We start from the raw sequence: 19,407 nt of genomic DNA, 5'->3' as shown, positions 1-19,407 counted from the left end.
TGTACATATAGAAATATAAATTTTCTTTTGAATGTCTTATTTAATAAACCTGATAACCTAATATATATAATTATATATTTAAGATTTAAACTTATTCAAATATATTAAAATTATAAAAAAAATAGAACTAAGACTATTTTCTATCTTAGTTCTATTTTTTATAATTACTTAATAATATTAGCAAATATAAATCAACATTCTAACATTTTGTTTTACAACTTATCAATATCTCTACTTAACAGTTCTACTATAATAAGAATATAATTTAATATTCTAAAACTTATGTTCATAAATTATATATATTACAATTTAACAAATCCGAAAAATGTAAGTATAGCCAACACTATTCCTGCTCCAACTCTATATACAGCAAAAACTCTCATAGGCTTCTTCTTTAAATAAGCTACAAACTTATCCATAACAACTATAGAAACTATAAATGCAACAATAAATCCAATAATCAATGCAATCCATAAAGTCATATTCATACTAGAAAAATCAAATTCAGAAAGATCTTTTGCACTTGATCCAACCATAGCTGGAATTGCTAAAAAAAATGAAAATTCAGCAGCTATTGGAGTTGAAAGTCCAGAAACCCAACCTCCCATTATAGTTGATGCACTTCTTGACATTCCAGGCCACATTGAAAGCACTTGAAATAATCCTACTTTTATTGATTGCATAGGCGTTATGTCATCTATACTTTTTGTAGCATGCTTCTTATTCTTTCTAAATATATTTTCTATTATTATTAATAAAATACCACCAACTATAAATGCAACAATTACATCTTCCGGCTTAAATAGACTCTTTATTTTCTTATAAAATAGCATTCCTACTATTCCCGCTGGGATACTTCCTATTAAAACATTTATACCAAAATTAAAACCTGTTTTTCCTTTTTTCCCACCTGTAAATATGTAAATGAAGAATTCAATTACACTATCTTTTATCTTCTTCCAATATAAAACTACTACTGCTAATATTGCACCTAATTGAATTACCACCTCAAACATGTCTACAAATTCACCTTTGAAATTTATAACATTTGATACAAGTATCATATGCCCCGTAGAAGATACCGGAATAAACTCCGTTAACCCTTCCACTATAGCTATAATAATAGCTTTTAATATAAATAAAATATCTAATCCCACTAATTATCACTCTCTTTCCATTATGTTTCCTATTAATTATAATAACATATCTATATATTGTAAACATAGCTCATATTTAGACACAATCCAAAAGATAATAGATTAGTATGCTAATATATTTTTCACCATACCGCATCAACAATTTAAGCTAATATATCCGCTATGATCATAAATTGCTTACTTGTCTGTCTCAAAATACACTTTACATGATTTGGTCTATTATTTATTTTCATGTGCCTTAAAAATTATATACTATCTTTTCACTACATCTAAAATTTTCTTTTCTTCCTCTTCTAAGTCTGGGACATAACTCTTTAATAATGTAAAGTTTCCAACTAATTCATATTCTCCAAGAGTTGCAGGAATTAAAATACTATCTCCCATAAGTATTTTTTCTTCTCCTCCATGATATTTTATTGTTCCATTACCTTCAACACAAGTGAATAAATAAAATCTTTTTTCATCACTGTCTTCTTTAACAGAATCAGTAACTTCATACTTTTGTATAGTAAAATACTTACTTAAGCAAAGATATGTTTTGTCATATCCATTCTTCTTAATAACAATTCCTTGTGAATTTTCTCCTTTAAGATTAAAATCGATAACCTCTAATGCCTTATCTACATGTATTTCTCTTCCTCTGTTGTAGTCATATACTCTATATGTAGTATCACTACTTTGTTGAATTTCAGCAATTAAAACACCTTCACATATTGCATGAACTAATCCACTTTGGACATAAAAAAAATCTCCTTTTTTTACAGGAATCTTGTTTAAGTATTTATCCAACTTTCCTTCATTAATTGCTTTTTTAAATTTTTCCTTATCGCAGTCTTTAGTCCCAACTATTAGTGAAGCCCCTTCTTGAGCATCAACTACATACCATGCTTCTGTCTTTCCCGAATCTTTTTCAACCCTATTGGCATACTCATCATCAGGATGAACTTGAACTGATAACTTGTCTTGAGCAGTTATTAATTTTATTAAAAGTGGAAACTCCTGAGAGCTTATCTCTTTACCTAAAAGTCTCTCTCCATATTTTTTTATTATTTCATCAAAAGACTTTCCTCTTAATTGTCCATTTATAACTGTACCAGTACCATTTTTGTGGCATGCAATATCCCAACTTTCTCCTATTATACCACTAGGAACATTATCTCTAAATTTCTCTAAATCTTTTCCTCCCCAAATTCTTTCATAATATAGATTTTTAAATTTAATTGGATACATCTTTTTCCCCTCACCATCATTATTTAGATTTATATTATTTTAAGCAATTTATAGTAAAGCACATCAAAATAAACAACCACCTAAAATTGCCATGGATATTTTTCATCATTTTAATATTAAAATAACCATTATTAAAGACATACCTCAGAAATTCAATTTAAACTTCTGAGAAATCTTAATCTCTCATACTATGTTTTAATATACATATTGCTATTTAAATTTTTTAGAAAAGTTAAGTTACTATTACTTATTTTCGTGTAAATTATTTTTTAGCAACATATATATTAATAAAATAATTTAAGATCTGACAATGTTAACTTAGATGTGCTCTTTTTATTATATTCACCTGATAATGCTTTAACTCTATTATAATTCTCAGTTATTTTTGTTTTATCATCTTCACTTATTTTATCATTAATCCCTTCATATGAGGCCTTCAAATTAACTTTTCCTCTATCTAAATCACCTTCAACAATTATGTAATAACATGCCGCATTATTCAATGTCAAAACATCATTTTTATTTATATCATATGCACTTCTTATTTCCTTAATAGCATCATCATTTTTTCCCTTATTTAAATATAGACTTCCTAAAGCTCGATGATATTTTGCAACTTTTCCATTTAATGAAATGCTCTTTTTTAATAATTCCATAGCTTCATCAACTCTTTGATTATTAATTTTTATCAATGCCATATTGTAATATATATCAGCATCACTTGGATTTATCTTTGAAGCCAAATTGTAATAATATAAAGCTTTAGTGCTGTCCTTAACGGTATTTTTGTAGTACTCTGCAATCTTAATTATAATACTATTATTGAAAGGTTCCTTATACAAAGCAGTCATAAAATATGGTTCTATCGCATTAGCTTTGTTTTGCTTTATCATTATTTCAGGTATTAGTGATGTATAATTTTCTATATAATTCCTATTACATATTACACTTCTTTGTGCATTTATGAAAGCATCTTTGTACTTTCCTTCAGCCAAATTCTCATAAGCAGCAGCGTAGTATCCTATAAATGAATCTGGATTATTGCTTGCTATGTTATTTAAAACTTCTTCTGCTTTTTCCATTTCACCTGTATTTTTATAAACATTAACCTTAATAAGATTTAAACTTATATAACCAGCATCTTTATTTTCTAATTCACTAATTAGTTTATTGGCATCCTTAGATGTTTCCTTGTTTAATGCATAAATTTCTGCCATCCATATCTTGTATGCAAGTTCATTAGGATTTTTCTTTTGCAAAGTTGAAATTTTGTTTAAAATATCCCATTTACTATTTTGAGAAATTTGTGTAATAACATCTAGTATTTTTATTTCATTTTTATCTTTGTACCATGCATCTTTTAACAAAGCTAGTCCCTTATCAAAGTTATCAATCAACATATTCATTCTAGCTAAAACAGCTAAATCAGCTGCATCATCTTGATCTACTTGATAATTCCCCAAAACTTCTTTTGCTTTGTCTTTTTGCCCATTTATTATGTATACTGTAAACATTGTTTTTAATAGATTTTTATCATTAGGATAATCTTTCAAAAACATTTCTCCATATTCTATGGATTTTTTATTTTCGCCATTCATAAGATATGTAAGAACTATATCATTTATTAATTCTTTATCTTTATCCTCAATCGTTTCTTTTCCTTTGTCTTTTGTATCTACAATTTTATTTCGTGTTTCATAACTCTTTTGTAAGATTTCATTTGATTTTACAAATTCACCTTCAGTAGAATAAATTTCCGCTATTTTAACATTCCATATTGGCCATTGATCTTCCTTTTGCAACTCTTCATATTCTTTAATTGAAGCATCATATTTCTTATTATAAAATGATTCTTCTGCTACATTTGTAGCAATTGATACATCTTCTTTTTTAGTCCCCATTAAAGACTTTGTTACTGCAACAATTCCTGTAGCTATACTTAAACAAAGGAACATTGTTATAGCCGGAACTAAATACTTTGAAGATTTAAAAATGTTCTTATGTTCTTTATCTGAATTTTCCATGAATGATCAGCACCTTACTATCTTCTAAAATTAACTTGTACATATTTTTTATTCTAACAAAATTCTATACAAAAATCCACTTTTCATCCACTCTTCATGTTTTTGTAACATTTACATTCAATTTAGACACATAAAAAGAGATTATCACTTACAATTATATAAATTTAAAATGATAATCTCTTTTTTAGTTTATAGAATTAATTTAGTCAACCTATTTAACTATGTTTTTATTAAACATTGAATCTAAAGTTAACTACATCTCCATCTTCCATTACATACTCTTTACCTTCAAGTCTGAATTTTCCCTTTTCTTTAGCTGCTGCTTCTGAACCACATTCAACTAAATCATTATATCCAACGACTTCTGCTCTAATAAATCCTCTTTCAATATCAGTATGGATCTTTCCTGCAGCCGCAGGTGCCTTAGTTCCTCTTTTTATTGTCCAAGCTCTAACTTCTTGAACTCCTGCTGTTAAGAAACTCATAAGTCCTAGTAATTTATAACTAGTCTCAACTAATTGATCTAATCCTGATTCATCCAAACCATATTCTTTTAACATTTCAGCTTTTTCATCATCTTCAAGACCTGATAATTCTTCTTCTATTTTAGCACTTACAACCATAACTTCTGATTTTTCTTCTGCTGCATATTCTTTAACTTTCTTAACATAATCATTATCAAAGTTACCTTCCATAACGTTATCTTCAGAAATATTGCAAGCATATAAAACTGGCTTTGAAGTTATTAAGAATAAACTTTTTACAAATGCTGCTTCTTCTTCAGTAACTTCTAATGTTCTAGCTGGCTTATTTGCTTCTAATTGTTCTTTGACTCTTTCCATTATTGCATATTCAGTCTTAGCAGTTTTATCACCTGATCTTGCAAGCTTAACTGTCTTTTCCATTCTTCTTTCTAAAACTTCTAAATCTGAGAATATTAATTCTAAGTTTATTGTTTCTATATCTCTAATAGGATCAACAGAACCTTCAACGTGAACAACATTTCCATCATCAAAACATCTTACAACATGAACTATTGCTGCTACCTCTCTAATGTGAGATAAAAATTTATTTCCTAAACCTTCACCTTTTGAAGCACCTTTAACTAATCCTGCTATATCATAAAACTCTATTGCAGTATATACTTTTTTCTTTGTATTGTACATTTTTTCTAAAACATCTAATCTCTTATCTGGTACACTTACAACACCCACATTAGGTTCTATTGTACAGAATGGATAATTAGCTGATTCCGCTCCAGCCTTTGTTATTGCATTAAACAATGTGCTTTTACCTACATTTGGTAAACCTACCATACCTAATTTCATCTATGTACATTCCTTTCTAATCTCTAACTTTTAGCATTTCTTTTATACACCTTTAAAAATTATACTCTAGAACGTTTTTTATTTCAACTTATGTTATAAAATTATGTTTTTATAGCAGGATTTAACCTATAAAATTTACCATGATTATTAATAAATAAATTACAAATACTATCTTTGACAACTTAGTTTATAAGATTTGAGGTGAATATATGAGGAAATACTTAAAATTTACTATTGCTTCTTCACTTGCAATGAGTCTTGCTTTAGGTTCTCTACCTCATTGTACTTATGCAACAGATGATGAAGAAAATAGTATTAATGAATGCTTTCAAGAAGACGGTGATTTTGGAGATATTACAGACATTGATAATATACGTGATATCTTTTCTTTCTTTAGTGATGAAGGCGAATTAAATTGGTATTATGTTGGAAAAGGTAAAGATCAAATTGCTGAAGGACCTAAGGAATCTATTGGATTTTTAAAAGAAAATTCTGCTTATTATTTAGGTGATACATCAAAAAAAGTTATTTACCTAACCTTTGATGAAGGCTACGAAAATGGTAATACTGGTAAAATTTTAGACTCATTAAAAGAACTTAATATTCCAGCTGCATTTTTCGTCGTCAAACCTTATATCGACAAAGAGCCAGAACTTGTAAAAAGAATGGTCGCTGAAGGTCACATTGTTGGTAATCACACAGTACATCATCCATCAATGGCTTCAATACATGACAAAGAGAAATTTAAAGAAGAATTTACCGGTGTTGAAAATGCTTATAAAGAACTTATAGGTCAAGATATGCCAAAGTTTTTTAGACCTCCAATGGGTAAATATTCAAAGCAATCTTTACAAATGACAAAAGATTTAGGATATAAAACTATATTTTGGAGTTTTGCTTATAAAGACTGGTTAGTAAATAATCAACCTTCTGAAGGGCCAGCTATAGAAAAAATAAGTAAGGGTGGTCATCCTGGATGCATAATGCTTCTACATGCTGTTTCAGATACAAATGCCAAAATACTCAAAACTGTACTTAAGAACTTTCAAGCTGAAGGTTATGAATTTAAATCTTTAAATGACTTACCTACAGAATAGCTACTAATACATCAAATTTTAGCTTAATGTTTATTTTTAAGAACATACAATAACTATATATTAATAAAATTTCATATAAATACAAACTATTTAAAGAAAGGATGTTTTAATATGGTAGTACATAAAGATGGTGCAGATAATCCAATGCAAAAAGGAGTTAGAAGACAAAAGCTTCATGATAAACAAAACAATGTAGGAGGAAATCCTAAAAACAAACCTGAATATGAAAACTTTAAGGGAGAACCTATTCAATAGCATATAAACAAAGAAGATATTTGACTGCTTACACTTTTACAATCAAATATCTTCTTTATGCAAATTGATTTGTTATTTTTTAGGATAATCCTTAAGTAATATAAACTATTATTTTATTACTATTTATAAATAACTGAATCTACAACTTCACTAATAGCACTTTTTTCCTTAATTGATTTTTCCATTATTTCATTCAATTCATTATCAATTTTCTCAAAAAATTCTTCGCTTCTTAATGCATTTAAATTTACTTTAACATTTATTATAGAACTTTCTATAGATGCATGAAGTAAAATTGCTGAAATCCCTAAATCTGACAACAGCATCTTATTTCCATACTTAGCCATTATCTTTAAATTTTCATAAAATCCTAAACTTTCTCTCAATAAAGCTAAAGGCGCTTCCATAGATTTAATTGTATTTTCTTTTATAGCAGATTTTCTTTTTTCCTTTTCTTCTTCACTATCCTTTGGAAATTTATAAGAATCCATTAATTTTAGGAAGTTATTTCTATCCTCTTCCATAAGATCTAAACTTCTTAAAGTGAATTCCTTAGATTCTTTTTGAAATTTATCTATCATTTTTTGTTCACTATCACTTAATGATAAATAACTCTTTTTACCTACTGTTAATGAATATACCATAGAATTTAATGATGCAGATAATGCCGAAACAAGTCCTGCCACACTCCCACCACCTGGTGCTGATAAATCTGATCCTAATTCATCTAAAAAAACCTTAATACTTTCATCACAAAACTTCATATATATTGCCCCTATCTATATATCTATATTTTTTCTACGCCTTAACTTTAAGGCATATTTTTAAACTAATCATACTAACAACATAATTATTTTTCACTTAATTCTTTTTATTATTCAATATTTTTATTATCTAGGATAGATATTAAATACCCTAAGTATATCCAGAATATCATTGAAATAAAGCTAACCACATATATCAATGTACTTTCAAACAAATTTACTGCTAGAATACCTATGACCATTGCTGTTAATGTTGACATCTGCAATTTTTCTTTTCTTATTAAATTATCTAAGCGTTTCATTATAAAAGTTAAAATCATTCCAAAAAATGAAAGAAGCAATAATAACGAAACACCACCATTTAATGTTGCAGTTTGTATGTATATATCATGCAGTCCCCCTGCTTCTAATCCTGGTAAATCATCAGTCTCACGTGCATTTCTAACTGATTCTAAAAATTGTCCTTTTCCAACCCCAGTCAAAGGATGTTCTTTTATTACTATAGATGCAGAAGTCCAAAGACTAGTTCTTCCACTTGTGAAATCCCTAACTCTTTCATTACTGTTATTATAACATGCTAATCCAATTAATATTGCTAATATAAATGGTACTGTTGTTAAAATACGTCGTAAATATTTATTCTTATTATATACAAAGATAAAAGTATATAATACAGCTACTACTAATAAATATGCACTTCTTCCATGCGACCCAATCATAGTTACTACTTGAAGTATTATATTAAGCATCCAAAAAATCTTTATTTTATGGCTATTGCTCACATTATAAAGATATATACACATTACAATAGCTATCGATGATGCTATAGAAAGAGCATTTTCATTTTCAAATATCCCCTTCGTACCACCAAATGCAATTTGACCAATTTGTATAGCTTCTCCTGAAAATCTAAGAACTAGAGACGCTATAGATGCAAAAAACATAAATATTACATAAAAATGCGTTATTATATTCATTTCTTTGATCAGTGCTTTTTTATTTCTAAAAACATCTATTGTGAATATACCCATAAATAAAATTAAATTAAATATCCACATTTTAATATCATCACTATTTTTATAAACAAAAATAGTAAATATCAAAGTGATTCCCATAAAAAGAGCTAACGGAATATCAAACTTATAAATTTTTCTTTTTTTATAATCTTGGATTATCATTAATAAAATTAAAATTATTCCCCACGCAAGTGCTAAGTCTTTTAAATTTATTAAACCTGGCACATCTTTTAATATAGTTACAAAAATTAAGCTAACAAATAAATATAACAGCTTAAAATAAAATTTATTATCTATAAACTTATAAATATTCTCAATTATTTCTTTCATATACTTCTTTATACACTCCTTTTAGCTTTTCAACTAATACTTTCTCTGAATAGCTAAGAATTGTTTTCTCTCTTATTTTGTATTTATCATAAGTTTTATAATTATCTTTGATTTTTCTTAATGCATTACTAAGATCAGATATATCACTCTTTTTAGCTATTATACCATTATAATCTTTTATTATATCTTCTGCTCCACCATTATTTGCTCCAATAACAGGTTTACCACATGCTAAAGCTTCAATATAAACAACTCCAAAAGTTTCATGTTCAGATGGCAGTACAAATGCATCACATTTCCTCATTTCTTCTGAAACTCTTTTCCTTGATAATGCACCCAAAAGTTTTATTTGTTTTTCCATGTTTAGCGTTTTAATTAGTTTCTCTAATAATGTCTTAAGAGAACCATCTCCACCTATTTTTAAAGTTACATTTTCATCTCTAAAACTTTCTGCAAATGCTTTAATTAAATCTTCCATACCTTTACCTTCTTCAAGAAAAGCACATGAAAAAAACTTAAATTCATTTTCTTTTTTCTGAGATACTTTTTTGTCTTTATCAATATCTAGAATATCTGTTTTTAATTTGCTTGGCTTATTATTAAATTCATCCAAATATCTTTCTGAATTAATTTTTAATTCATTATTCTCATCGCATTCATCAAGATAAAATAGCTTTAAATCTACCATATTATGAATAACTTTAATATCTCGATCTACATATTTCTGCATTTCCCTTTTTAATCCACTTCCAACAGCAATTAAACAATTTGCATTTTCATACGCATTATAAATATATTTCTTATAGCTCTCTTTTACATACTTTGCATATTTCAATGAAGAATGCTCTGTTAATACCAATGGAATATTATATTTTTTACTTATATATGTAGCTGCTATTCCACCCCAAAAAGCAGAATGAGCATGTATGACATCAACTTTCCCCTCATTTTTAATAATTTCTTGATAAAGTTTATCCATTCTTTTATTAAAACTTTTAAACATAAGAGGGCTTTTAGGAAAGTAATTATAATCTTTATATCTATAAGTCCTAAGATCATCTTCTATATTAAAGCTTATGCCTTTTTTTTCATCAATCTTTCCAAACATAGTAATCGGCCAAATTTCATTATAAGCAACCGTAATTTTTTCATTACTATTTGCAAGTGCTTTAAATTGTTCCTTAAAAAAACTTCCATGGACCTTGTTTCTTGGAGAGGAATACCAAGATGGAATAACCATTATATGCATTTAATCACATCCTTCTAATATATTATTTAATCTCTCCACTACAGAATTCCATTCATAATTAAAATCCGGATCACATTCTAGTTTCTCATTTTTATGCATATATATCATCTCATAAATCTTTTCTTTTATTTCTCCAGTATCATTTTCAGTAACAATACACTTTTTACTATCTTGAACAACCTTTTTAATAGGATCATTTTTATCGCCATAAATTACAAATATTCTACCTTTCGCTCCAAAATAATCATAAATTTTAGCTGGTATTTGTTTAGAATTTTTATTCCCAAACAGTAACAATGCATTTCCATTAAGCATATATTTAAGTGCTTCGTCAAAAGGTATTCTTGGAGAAACTTTCGCTATTTCAAGGTTTTGTAATCTCTTTTTACCGTCGATATCATCTATATTTCCAAAAAATAAAACATTAAGTAAATTATATGATTCCCTATCCTCTTTCTTTATTTCTTCAAGTGCTTTTATAAAAGGCTTTATATCCCTGAGCTTCGAAAAAATTTCTCCTGTATATATCATATTTAACTTATCTTTTTTTATAAGCTTTGGTGCTTCTTCAGAAACTAATCTCTGATATAATTTAGAATCAAATCCACGATTTAAAATAAATGTTTTTTTAGTTCCATCTCTAAGTTCTTCATAATCTTTTAAATATTCATTTCTGTTAGCTTCTGTTACAAATATAAATTTATCTGCTAAATTAACTATGTTTTTTTCCATTTTCTTTTCTAAAACCTTTTTAAGAATAAAAGATTTTTGCCTTGTTGAATCCTTAAGCCATGGATCACTCCAATAAGTAATCCACGGTATATGTTTATATTGTTTTTTTATGTAATAAGCACATAAATGCGAAGAAGGAGGCTCATGCATAGAAAAAATAACATCTATCTTTTCTCTTTCAATTAACTCTTTTCCGTAAACCGCTGCCTTTTTAGCCCATCCATAATACATATCTGGTATTACTAAGCCATTCTTTACTTTTCTTAAAACCTTCCTTAAAATGCCACTTTTATTCTTAATTGATTTATTTTCATTATTTCCTTTAGACTCAACTGGCTTTATAGGCATTAATCTCTTGAATACTGCTCCCCCGTCAACAAGATGAAGTCTTATTTTTTCGCTCATCATACAACTTAATGCTTCATCATAGTATATTGAGTTTTTAGGAAAGTTAACAGTCAAAAGATGAACTTCATTCCCCTTAATTTCACTTAACTTATTTAAATATTGTAATGTTTCAATAGCAGCTGAATTATTTATTAATGGTGAATAACAGGCAATAAATAATATTTTCATATATCCTCCTATCCATATCAATATTTAAGATTCTATTTAGGCACTATCAAATAACTAACAAGATCATGTGCCTTATCTTAAATAATCTATCTTCTTATCTTTTTCATTATTGCATTTTTTATTTCTACGATTTCTTCTACTTTAAACATATAACATAATACGAAATAAATAATCCCCCCAACTATAGCTCCTATTATAAGAATAACCATTGGCTGTAATTTGCCATTTAAGTTAGCTCCTAAAATATAGAGTACAGCTCCCATAATTAGCGAATTTAATATTACTAGACTTATTTTTTTGATCATATCTTTTATTCTAAAAATTTTTTCAAGTTTTATTATACTTCGAAGTAAAAGCATCGACGTTACTAACATTGCTATAGATGAAGCTAACGCTATTCCAATTATGCCAATATATCTAGATAATGTTATACTTAAAACTACATTTATAATAACTCCTATAACTCCATTTACTGTTGTTATCTTAGTTTTTCCCATTGAGAATAATGTAGAGTTTAATACATCTCTTATTCCTGTAAAAAATATTCCAAGTCCATATCCAAGTAAAGAAAGTGTTGTAATATGTACTGCATATTGAGTAAATTCTCCTCTTGCATATACAACACTTACTACCTCTTCACTAAATATCATAATTGCAGCTGTAATAGGAATAAGCAGTATCGCTAAATATAAAATTGATTTTTTTAATATGTTAATAAAGCCACTCTCATCATAATTACTTCGCATATTAGCCATAACAGGATATACTACACTAGTTACAGAAGTTACAATAATAGTATTTATAAAAATTATTAACTTTTGCGCATAATTTAGTGCTGAAACTGATCCATTAGGTAAACTTGATGCAATTTTCGTATCAACTACCATATTTAAAGAATTTGCTCCTGCACCAACAATAACTGGAAGTATCAAAATAACAATTACTTTTAATCTTTCATCTCTAAAGTTTGCTATAAACTTATATTTATATCCATGCTTAACCAATGATGGTACTTGAACAGCTACCCTAAAGAAATTTCCAATTACATTTGCAATTGTCAATCCAACTATATCATAATTCTTAAATAATACTAAATATAATATCATAGGTAGATTAAAAAATAACCCCAAAATTGACGGAATTACAAAATCTTCATTTACTTGTAATAATGCTGTAAAACATGCATTAACTGATAAAAATAAAAGATTTAAAAGTGTAATATTTAATAATCTAACAGCTAATAACTTTGTTTCTTCTGAAAAGTCAAATATATTAACTATTTGCCTTGAAAAAATAATTGTTCCTATAAAAAAAACAAATGATATAACAAAAAGTATGTTTATTACATTATTTGCAAACCCATACATTTCCTCGTTACCATTTTTAGCTTTAATTTTACTTAGCGTTGGTAAAAATGCTGTTGATATTGCAAGTCCAACTAATGTGAATAATATCTCTGGCACAGATACAGCAATATTATAAGCATCTGTATACATTCCTGCTCCAAAATTCTTAGCAATAAGCATATCTCGTACAAATCCCAAAACTCTGCTTATTAAGGATACTATCATTATTATAAATGTGGATTTTACTAAAGTGCTTCCTTTTTTCATCTAATCACCTATTTGCTGTTTTATGACTTTTCATAGACATTCATAAAATTAACAGACTGAAATACACTACCTATTTTGCACAAGTTACAAATCATAATTTCTGAATTATAATTAAATAAAACTGTTATCAAAAATCGTTCATACTACTTAATACAAAATAGACAGTACTATTTATCTTTTCTTTTTTAATTCTATCTTGATATATAAATAACTATTTTAATTTTTATTTTTCAATACTAATAATAAAAATTTAGGTATTGAAATTAATCTTTTTATTCTAAATGGTTCTTTTATTACTCTATATAACCATTCTAATCCTAAAGATATCATCCATTTAGGGGCTCTCTTAAGTTCTCCTGCAAATATATCAAAAACTCCCCCTACACCCATAAATACTTTAGTATTTACAATAGGCATAATCTTTTCAATAAATATTTCTTGCCTTGGCGATCCCATCGCTACAAAAATAGCCCATGGTTCACTTAATTTTATTTCTTGAATTATATTCTCACAATTATTTAAATCAAAAAAACCATTATGAGATCCTACAATCTTTAAATTGGGGAACTCGGTCTCAATATTTTTCACACATTTTGTTAATACTTCTTCTCTAGAACCTAATAAATAAATGGACTTTCCTTCTTGATTTGCTTTAATAAATATTTCTTTTACTACATCTATTCCAGCTATTTTTTCTTTAACTGGTGAATTTAATAATTTTGATGCTAAAACTGTTCCCACTCCATCGGGTATTATAACTGAATTTTTATCATTAAAATTCTGTTTAAGCTTGGGATTATTTAATCCATTAAATAATACTTCTGGATTTCCAGATATTATATTTACTTTACTTAATTTTTCTATGTAATTAATTAAACTATCTTTATCTTCATTAAAGACTTTAAAATCTAATATTTTGGTAAACATATTATCTCCTAAAATTCAAATAATTTTAATATGTAATTATTATTTTGATGCTCTATTTAACATTTGATCAATTTCTATTACTATTTCATCCTCTGGAGCCAACTTTTTAGCAATCTCTAAATTAAGTTTAGCTTGTTCTGTATCTCCCAAATTAATGTAACACATTATAATATTTGTACAGATTTCTACTTCTTTAGATGCTTCAAATGCTTTCTTAAAATATTTTATTGCTTCTTCATATTCTCCAAGACAAGCATAATTCATTCCTAGTTCATTAACAACTTCAAGTATGCCTGATTCAATAGAAATGCTCTTATTTAAATAATGTATAGCTTTATTATAATTTTCTAACTTTCTATATGAGACTCCTAAATAATAATATATTAAAGGATTTTCATTAAATTGTTCACTCAATGGAAGTAATAATTCAATTGCTTTTTGTGGATTATCTTTTACAAGTTCAATAGCCTTTTCATAGTCACTTATATTATCAATATCCGTTATTATTATGTCAATTTCTTTACTTCTTTTTCCTCCCTTATTTATATATTCATTTATTTCCACTTCTGCACCTTTATAATCGCCTTTATCTTTCAATATTAAAGCATTATACAGATGTGGATGTGGACATTTATTAAATTTCTTCTTACATTCATCAATATCTTCTAGTAATAACTCACTAAACGTTGAATCCTTTTCTCTTATTGCTTCACCAACAGATAAAAGTTTTGTTAAAATTTCTTCTTCTTCAGCATATCTATAAAGCCCTTTTAATAATATGTATGCATCATCTAATCTATCTTGCTTTATTCTATCTGCAATTAGGCTTTTTACACATTCTTCGGACTCTGGAATATAAGATAATATCATTCCATAATCATCATTATATCTAATATTTTTATCCGCCCCAAAAGCAATAAACATTCCTTCTATAAAATAGTATATAGGTAAATTATGTATCTTAATTTCATCATTTGCATTAGATGCTACATATTCAGCACTTATAGGCATATATAAATCCTTATTTTTAAACTCTACATACTCTGGAATATTAACACTCCTTTTGAACCCATCCAAATTCATTTCTAAAAATAGCATTTTACTTAATTTATCTTTATACATTGTCTTATAATTACTCATTATGCACCTCTTGTTTAAGTCATATTTTTAAAAATAACAAATCAATATAATAGTCTATTTTACATGATACTTCTTCACCATGCTCACACAATAGCTAACTATGAGATAAATCCTCACAATTATTTCATGTAAAATATACATTGCATCTTAACTCATTATTTTATTTCATGTTCCTAATTGTCATTATCAATACTTATCAATTATACACTTTATAATAGTAATTGTTGAGCATAAATTTCATAAGTATTCATTAATAACAATCTTTAATATATTTTATCATATAAAAAACAAAGGATAAATAAATTCCCATATTGTAAAGAAATTGCTATCATCTTTTAGATGATAGCAATTTATATAGAAATTAAATTAATTTAATTTATCATTAATTATTTCCATTACTTTTTCTTTAAATCGTGTAATATCTTTTTCTGCATTTTCTAAGCTATCACTCTTTACAGCTAAATAAATCTTCATCTTTGGTTCTGTTCCTGATGGTCTTACTACAAAATATGAACCATTTTCTAATATATACTTTAATACATTAGACTTAGGTAATTCAATAGTAGATTTAACATTATTAACAATATCTTCTTCAGTACTTAACTTATAATCTAATCTTTTGATTATATCTATATTATCAACCTTACTAATTGGATTATTTCTTAAAGCTTCTATACAAGCTGATATCTTTTCTTGTCCTTCCTTACCTTTTAGTTCTAATGACACTAGAGTTTCTTTAAAGTATCCATACTTCTCATATAATTCAATTAGTGCATCATAAAGACTCTTGCCTTGTTGCTTATAATAAAGAGCCATTTCACACACTAACATTGAAGCAATTACAGCATCCTTATCTCTTACAAAGTTTCCTGCAAGATATCCATAACTTTCTTCGAATCCAAATAAATAAGTTTTATTCCCTGAATCTTCAAATTGTCTAATCTTCTCGCCTATATATTTAAATCCTGTTAATACATCTATAAGTTCTATATCAAAATCTTCTGCTATACTTCTAGCACCTTCTGTTGTTACAATTGTTTTTATAACAACTCCATTCTTTGGTAATTTGTTAGTTTCCTTTAAAGAACTTAATACATAATGAGTTAAAAGTAAACCTGTTTGGTTTCCTGTTAAAACTTTATATTCCCCAGTACTATCTTTAACTACAACACCAATTCTATCACAATCTGGATCTGTACCAAAAATTATATCTGGATTTTCAGTTTTAGCCATATGAAGTGCTAATTTAAATACATCTGGATTTTCTGGATTAGGATAAGATGCTGTTGGGAAGTTACCATCTGGAGCTTCTTGTTCTTTAACTACTTTGACATTACTATATCCTAATTGTTTAAGTACACTTCTCACTGGAACATTTCCTGAACCATGAATTGGAGTATATATAACATTTAATGCACTTGCCTTTTCCTTAACTAAATCTGTTCTTATAGATAATCCTTTAACTTTTTCATAATAAACATTATCTACATTTTCTCCAATATAGTTTAATAATCCTTTTTGTACCGCAGTTTCTTCATCTATATTTTTAATTTGTGAAAAATCATCTACTGCATTAACAGAATCAATAATTAATTTAGCTTTTTCATCTGTTACTTGTCCACCAAATTCATCATATACCTTATATCCATTATATATCTTTGGATTATGTGAAGCAGTAATTACTATACCACCACTACATTTTAATTCTCTTACAGTAAATGATAAAACTGGTGTTGGTCTTAAACTTTCATATAAATATACTTTTATATTATTTGCACATAAGTTAAGAGCTGCAGATTTTGCAAATTCCTTAGACATATTTCTTGAATCATATGCAATTGCAACTGAAGGTTCTTTGAATCTATTATTTAAATAATTTGCAAATCCTTGTGTAGCCTTTGCAACAGTATATATATTCATTCTATTAGTACCTGCTCCAATTACTCCTCTTAATCCACCAGTACCAAAATCCAAGTCTTGATAAAATCTATCCTCAATTTCTTTTTCATCACAGATATTTTTCAACTCGTTTTTTGTTTCCTCATTAATAATCTCTGAGTTAATCCACGTGTTATATTTTTCTTTGTAATTCATGTTTTATTCCCTCCCCATTTTTTCTCATTTATTATTATACAATATTTACCGATAATAAAAAATAGTCTAATTAGGTTTTAATCTCAACTTTTTAATATTTAGTTAAAATACTGTTTAATATTAATGATTAAAATATTAAGTAAATTTAAAATCCACATTTATTCTACTAAATTATACTAAATATAGCCTTAACAAAACAGCCTTTTAGACATTATAATATAAAATTAATTAATATTATATTTTTTATTTATTATAATTAAGGCATATTAAAATAATTTTTTAATATGCCTTAAATTTAAATGTATTAATTTATTATTAAGACTGTGATTCTTCTTCATCTTCACCTGGTTCAAATTGTTGGATAGATACAGAAGCAAACACAGTTTTTAAGTCATCTACAATTGATATTTCACTTCCAACTTCTAAATCACTTAACTTATACACACTACCTATTTTAGCTTTTGAAACATCAACCTCTATAGACTTTGGTAAATCTTCTGGTTTGCATGATACTTTTACAGAATTCTTTTGTGCTTGTAAAACTATGCCTTTTGTGCTTAAGAATTCTTTACCCTCAAATTTAATTGGCACTTCTGCCTCAATATTTCCATTTCTATTGATTTCTTCTAAATCAATATGCATAACTTTATGAGTTACTGGATCCTTTTGAATATCTTTTATTATAGCTGTTCCATTATACCCATTTAAGTCAAAGTTTACAACTCCATGTTCACCTGTTATTGAAAGCTCTTTATCCAATTCCATCGCACCTATTTCAAACATCAAACTTCCTAATTTCTTACCATAAACGACACCTGGAATCTTTCCTTCTCTTCTTTTTCTTCTAGCTGAATGAGCTGCATTATTTATTCTTTTATTTAAAGTTAATTGTTCCATTTATTTATCCTCCTTAAATTTCGCCGATATAAAACAAGAAGTCAAAATGCTATCTATATCTTTAACACATTATTAATAAATATAATTACATCAAAATATTAGATTGATGTATATTCAAAAATGGCATTAAATAAAAAAAGCATGCACACTTATTATTTAATATCGTTTTTAATAATTAAGTCATTATTTTTTAATTATTTCTCATTTAAGGTAATTTTATTCACATATAGAACAGTAATTTTAAATAAATCATATAAAAACTAATATTGAAACATGTTATTAAAAAATAAGTCATTGTTTTAATGCTAGTGAATACGTAACATTAAAACAATGACTTATATATTTTTTCTTATTCAAAAATTAATCCCAATATCTATTCTTCAGTCTCTTCTTCTTCTTCTTGTACTCTTTCTTCTTCACTTATTGATCCAATGACAGTTGAAATATCATCAACAATTGATACATTCTTCCCCATATTTAAATCCTTAAATGTATATACAGTTCCTGCACCCCCATTTGAAATGTCAAGTTCTATATCCTTTGGTAAATCCTTTGCTATACATGATACTTTAACTAAATCTCTTTGTGTTTGCCATACTAGTCCCTTGCTTTCTAGAAGACCCTTACCAATAATTTTAATTGATACATCAGTATGCATTTTAGCATTTGCGGCAATTTCTTCTAAGTCAAGATGTATTATCTTATGTTCAACTGGACTTTTTTGTACTTCTTTAATTACAGCTGTACCTTTCTTTCCATCCATGTTAAAAGTTATTACACCATGTTCCCCAGTAGCTGTAAGTTCTTTTTGTAGTTCCAATGAATCTACTTCAAACATTTCATTTCCAATTTCTTTTCCGTATATTATTCCTGGAATCTTTCCATTTCTTCTTTCTTTTCTAGTTCCGTGACAAATTGTTTTCATTCTTTTACTTAAATTTAATGCTTCCATAGTAAACATCCTCCTAAAAATTATTC

Annotated in this window: 16 protein-coding genes; 2 read left to right on the top strand and 14 right to left on the bottom strand. The window is 27.1% G+C overall.

Features of this window, described 5'->3' with window-relative positions:
- Positions 1 to 302: 302 nt before the first annotated feature.
- The 4 genes from CLSA_RS06055 to ychF all read right to left on the bottom strand — a co-directional run bounded on the left by CLSA_RS06055 (position 303) and on the right by ychF (position 5,739).
- Complete coding sequence (locus CLSA_RS06055; RefSeq protein WP_022744527.1) at positions 303 to 1,157, bottom strand: undecaprenyl-diphosphate phosphatase; 855 nt, start codon at positions 1,155 to 1,157, stop codon at positions 303 to 305.
- Positions 1,158 to 1,409: 252 nt separating this feature from the next.
- Positions 1,410 to 2,387, bottom strand: a complete 978-nt coding sequence (locus tag CLSA_RS06050; RefSeq protein ID WP_022744526.1) for a type I phosphomannose isomerase catalytic subunit — start codon at positions 2,385 to 2,387, stop codon at positions 1,410 to 1,412.
- A gap of 284 nt (positions 2,388 to 2,671) precedes the next feature.
- Positions 2,672 to 4,411, bottom strand: a complete 1,740-nt coding sequence (locus tag CLSA_RS06045; protein WP_022744525.1) for a tetratricopeptide repeat protein — start codon at positions 4,409 to 4,411, stop codon at positions 2,672 to 2,674.
- A gap of 230 nt (positions 4,412 to 4,641) precedes the next feature.
- The gene (ychF, locus tag CLSA_RS06040; RefSeq protein ID WP_022744524.1) at positions 4,642 to 5,739 is read right to left on the bottom strand and encodes a redox-regulated ATPase YchF; all 1,098 of its coding nucleotides are present in this window, start codon (positions 5,737 to 5,739) and stop codon (positions 4,642 to 4,644) included.
- Positions 5,740 to 5,948: 209 nt separating this feature from the next.
- Here ychF and pdaA point away from each other — a divergent pair, with 209 nt between their 5' ends.
- Both pdaA and CLSA_RS23390 read left to right on the top strand, forming a co-directional pair.
- Positions 5,949 to 6,836 (top strand): delta-lactam-biosynthetic de-N-acetylase, encoded by an 888-nt coding sequence (gene pdaA, locus CLSA_RS06035; protein ID WP_022744523.1) that lies wholly within the window; start codon positions 5,949 to 5,951, stop codon positions 6,834 to 6,836.
- Between the two features lie 111 nt (positions 6,837 to 6,947).
- Positions 6,948 to 7,091, top strand: coding sequence for a clostri-philic family protein (locus tag CLSA_RS23390; protein ID WP_022744522.1), 144 nt, complete (start codon positions 6,948 to 6,950; stop codon positions 7,089 to 7,091).
- 119 nt (positions 7,092 to 7,210) lie between these two features.
- Here the strand turns inward: CLSA_RS23390 and CLSA_RS06030 are convergent, their stop codons facing one another.
- From CLSA_RS06030 to CLSA_RS05985, 10 genes are all read right to left on the bottom strand, one after another.
- A complete protein-coding gene (locus tag CLSA_RS06030; RefSeq protein WP_022744521.1) occupies positions 7,211 to 7,855 on the bottom strand; it encodes a cyclodeaminase/cyclohydrolase family protein in 645 nt (214 codons plus the stop codon).
- 110 nt (positions 7,856 to 7,965) lie between these two features.
- Positions 7,966 to 9,201 (bottom strand): O-antigen ligase family protein, encoded by a 1,236-nt coding sequence (locus tag CLSA_RS06025; RefSeq protein ID WP_022744520.1) that lies wholly within the window; start codon positions 9,199 to 9,201, stop codon positions 7,966 to 7,968.
- Positions 9,185 to 10,450 carry a glycosyltransferase gene (locus CLSA_RS06020; protein WP_022744519.1) on the bottom strand — a complete coding sequence of 422 codons (1,266 nt, stop codon included), beginning with the start codon at positions 10,448 to 10,450 and terminating at the stop codon, positions 9,185 to 9,187. Before CLSA_RS06020 ends, CLSA_RS06025 begins: the two co-directional genes overlap by 17 nt.
- Positions 10,451 to 11,758 (bottom strand): glycosyltransferase family protein, encoded by a 1,308-nt coding sequence (locus tag CLSA_RS06015; protein WP_022744518.1) that lies wholly within the window; start codon positions 11,756 to 11,758, stop codon positions 10,451 to 10,453.
- Between the two features lie 86 nt (positions 11,759 to 11,844).
- Positions 11,845 to 13,371: a murein biosynthesis integral membrane protein MurJ gene (gene murJ, locus CLSA_RS06010; protein ID WP_022744517.1), complete on the bottom strand. Its 1,527-nt coding sequence runs from the start codon at positions 13,369 to 13,371 to the stop codon at positions 11,845 to 11,847.
- Positions 13,372 to 13,587: 216 nt separating this feature from the next.
- Complete coding sequence (locus CLSA_RS06005) at positions 13,588 to 14,298, bottom strand: WecB/TagA/CpsF family glycosyltransferase (protein ID WP_022744516.1); 711 nt, start codon at positions 14,296 to 14,298, stop codon at positions 13,588 to 13,590.
- A gap of 39 nt (positions 14,299 to 14,337) precedes the next feature.
- Positions 14,338 to 15,438 carry a tetratricopeptide repeat protein gene (locus CLSA_RS06000; RefSeq protein WP_022744515.1) on the bottom strand — a complete coding sequence of 367 codons (1,101 nt, stop codon included), beginning with the start codon at positions 15,436 to 15,438 and terminating at the stop codon, positions 14,338 to 14,340.
- 366 nt (positions 15,439 to 15,804) lie between these two features.
- A complete protein-coding gene (locus CLSA_RS05995; RefSeq protein WP_022744514.1) occupies positions 15,805 to 17,532 on the bottom strand; it encodes a phospho-sugar mutase in 1,728 nt (575 codons plus the stop codon).
- A gap of 315 nt (positions 17,533 to 17,847) precedes the next feature.
- Positions 17,848 to 18,429: a 50S ribosomal protein L25 gene (locus CLSA_RS05990; RefSeq protein WP_022744513.1), complete on the bottom strand. Its 582-nt coding sequence runs from the start codon at positions 18,427 to 18,429 to the stop codon at positions 17,848 to 17,850.
- Between the two features lie 373 nt (positions 18,430 to 18,802).
- Positions 18,803 to 19,381, bottom strand: a complete 579-nt coding sequence (locus tag CLSA_RS05985; RefSeq protein ID WP_022744512.1) for a 50S ribosomal protein L25 — start codon at positions 19,379 to 19,381, stop codon at positions 18,803 to 18,805.
- Positions 19,382 to 19,407 lie beyond the last annotated feature (26 nt).

Origin of the sequence: Clostridium saccharobutylicum DSM 13864, assembly GCF_000473995.1 — a bacterium.
Taxonomy (GTDB): domain Bacteria; phylum Bacillota; class Clostridia; order Clostridiales; family Clostridiaceae; genus Clostridium; species Clostridium saccharobutylicum.
This window is presented reverse-complemented; position numbering and strand designations above follow the sequence as displayed.

What these genes read in the sequence shown, in the direction of transcription:
- murJ (WP_022744517.1), bottom strand. Translation starts at nt 13,371, where the DNA reads ATGAAAAAAGGAAGCACTTTAGTAAAATCCACATTTATAATAATGATA.
- CLSA_RS06000 (WP_022744515.1), bottom strand. Translation starts at nt 15,438, where the DNA reads ATGAGTAATTATAAGACAATGTATAAAGATAAATTAAGTAAAATGCTA.
- CLSA_RS06005 (WP_022744516.1), bottom strand. Translation starts at nt 14,298, where the DNA reads ATGTTTACCAAAATATTAGATTTTAAAGTCTTTAATGAAGATAAAGAT.
- CLSA_RS05995 (WP_022744514.1), bottom strand. Translation starts at nt 17,532, where the DNA reads ATGAATTACAAAGAAAAATATAACACGTGGATTAACTCAGAGATTATT.
- CLSA_RS06045 (WP_022744525.1), bottom strand. Translation starts at nt 4,411, where the DNA reads ATGGAAAATTCAGATAAAGAACATAAGAACATTTTTAAATCTTCAAAG.
- ychF (WP_022744524.1), bottom strand. Translation starts at nt 5,739, where the DNA reads ATGAAATTAGGTATGGTAGGTTTACCAAATGTAGGTAAAAGCACATTG.
- CLSA_RS06025 (WP_022744520.1), bottom strand. Translation starts at nt 9,201, where the DNA reads ATGAAAGAAATAATTGAGAATATTTATAAGTTTATAGATAATAAATTT.
- CLSA_RS05985 (WP_022744512.1), bottom strand. Translation starts at nt 19,381, where the DNA reads ATGGAAGCATTAAATTTAAGTAAAAGAATGAAAACAATTTGTCACGGA.
- CLSA_RS05990 (WP_022744513.1), bottom strand. Translation starts at nt 18,429, where the DNA reads ATGGAACAATTAACTTTAAATAAAAGAATAAATAATGCAGCTCATTCA.
- pdaA (WP_022744523.1), top strand. Translation starts at nt 5,949, where the DNA reads ATGAGGAAATACTTAAAATTTACTATTGCTTCTTCACTTGCAATGAGT.
- CLSA_RS06050 (WP_022744526.1), bottom strand. Translation starts at nt 2,387, where the DNA reads ATGTATCCAATTAAATTTAAAAATCTATATTATGAAAGAATTTGGGGA.
- CLSA_RS23390 (WP_022744522.1), top strand. Translation starts at nt 6,948, where the DNA reads ATGGTAGTACATAAAGATGGTGCAGATAATCCAATGCAAAAAGGAGTT.
- CLSA_RS06030 (WP_022744521.1), bottom strand. Translation starts at nt 7,855, where the DNA reads ATGAAGTTTTGTGATGAAAGTATTAAGGTTTTTTTAGATGAATTAGGA.
- CLSA_RS06020 (WP_022744519.1), bottom strand. Translation starts at nt 10,450, where the DNA reads ATGCATATAATGGTTATTCCATCTTGGTATTCCTCTCCAAGAAACAAG.
- CLSA_RS06015 (WP_022744518.1), bottom strand. Translation starts at nt 11,758, where the DNA reads ATGAAAATATTATTTATTGCCTGTTATTCACCATTAATAAATAATTCA.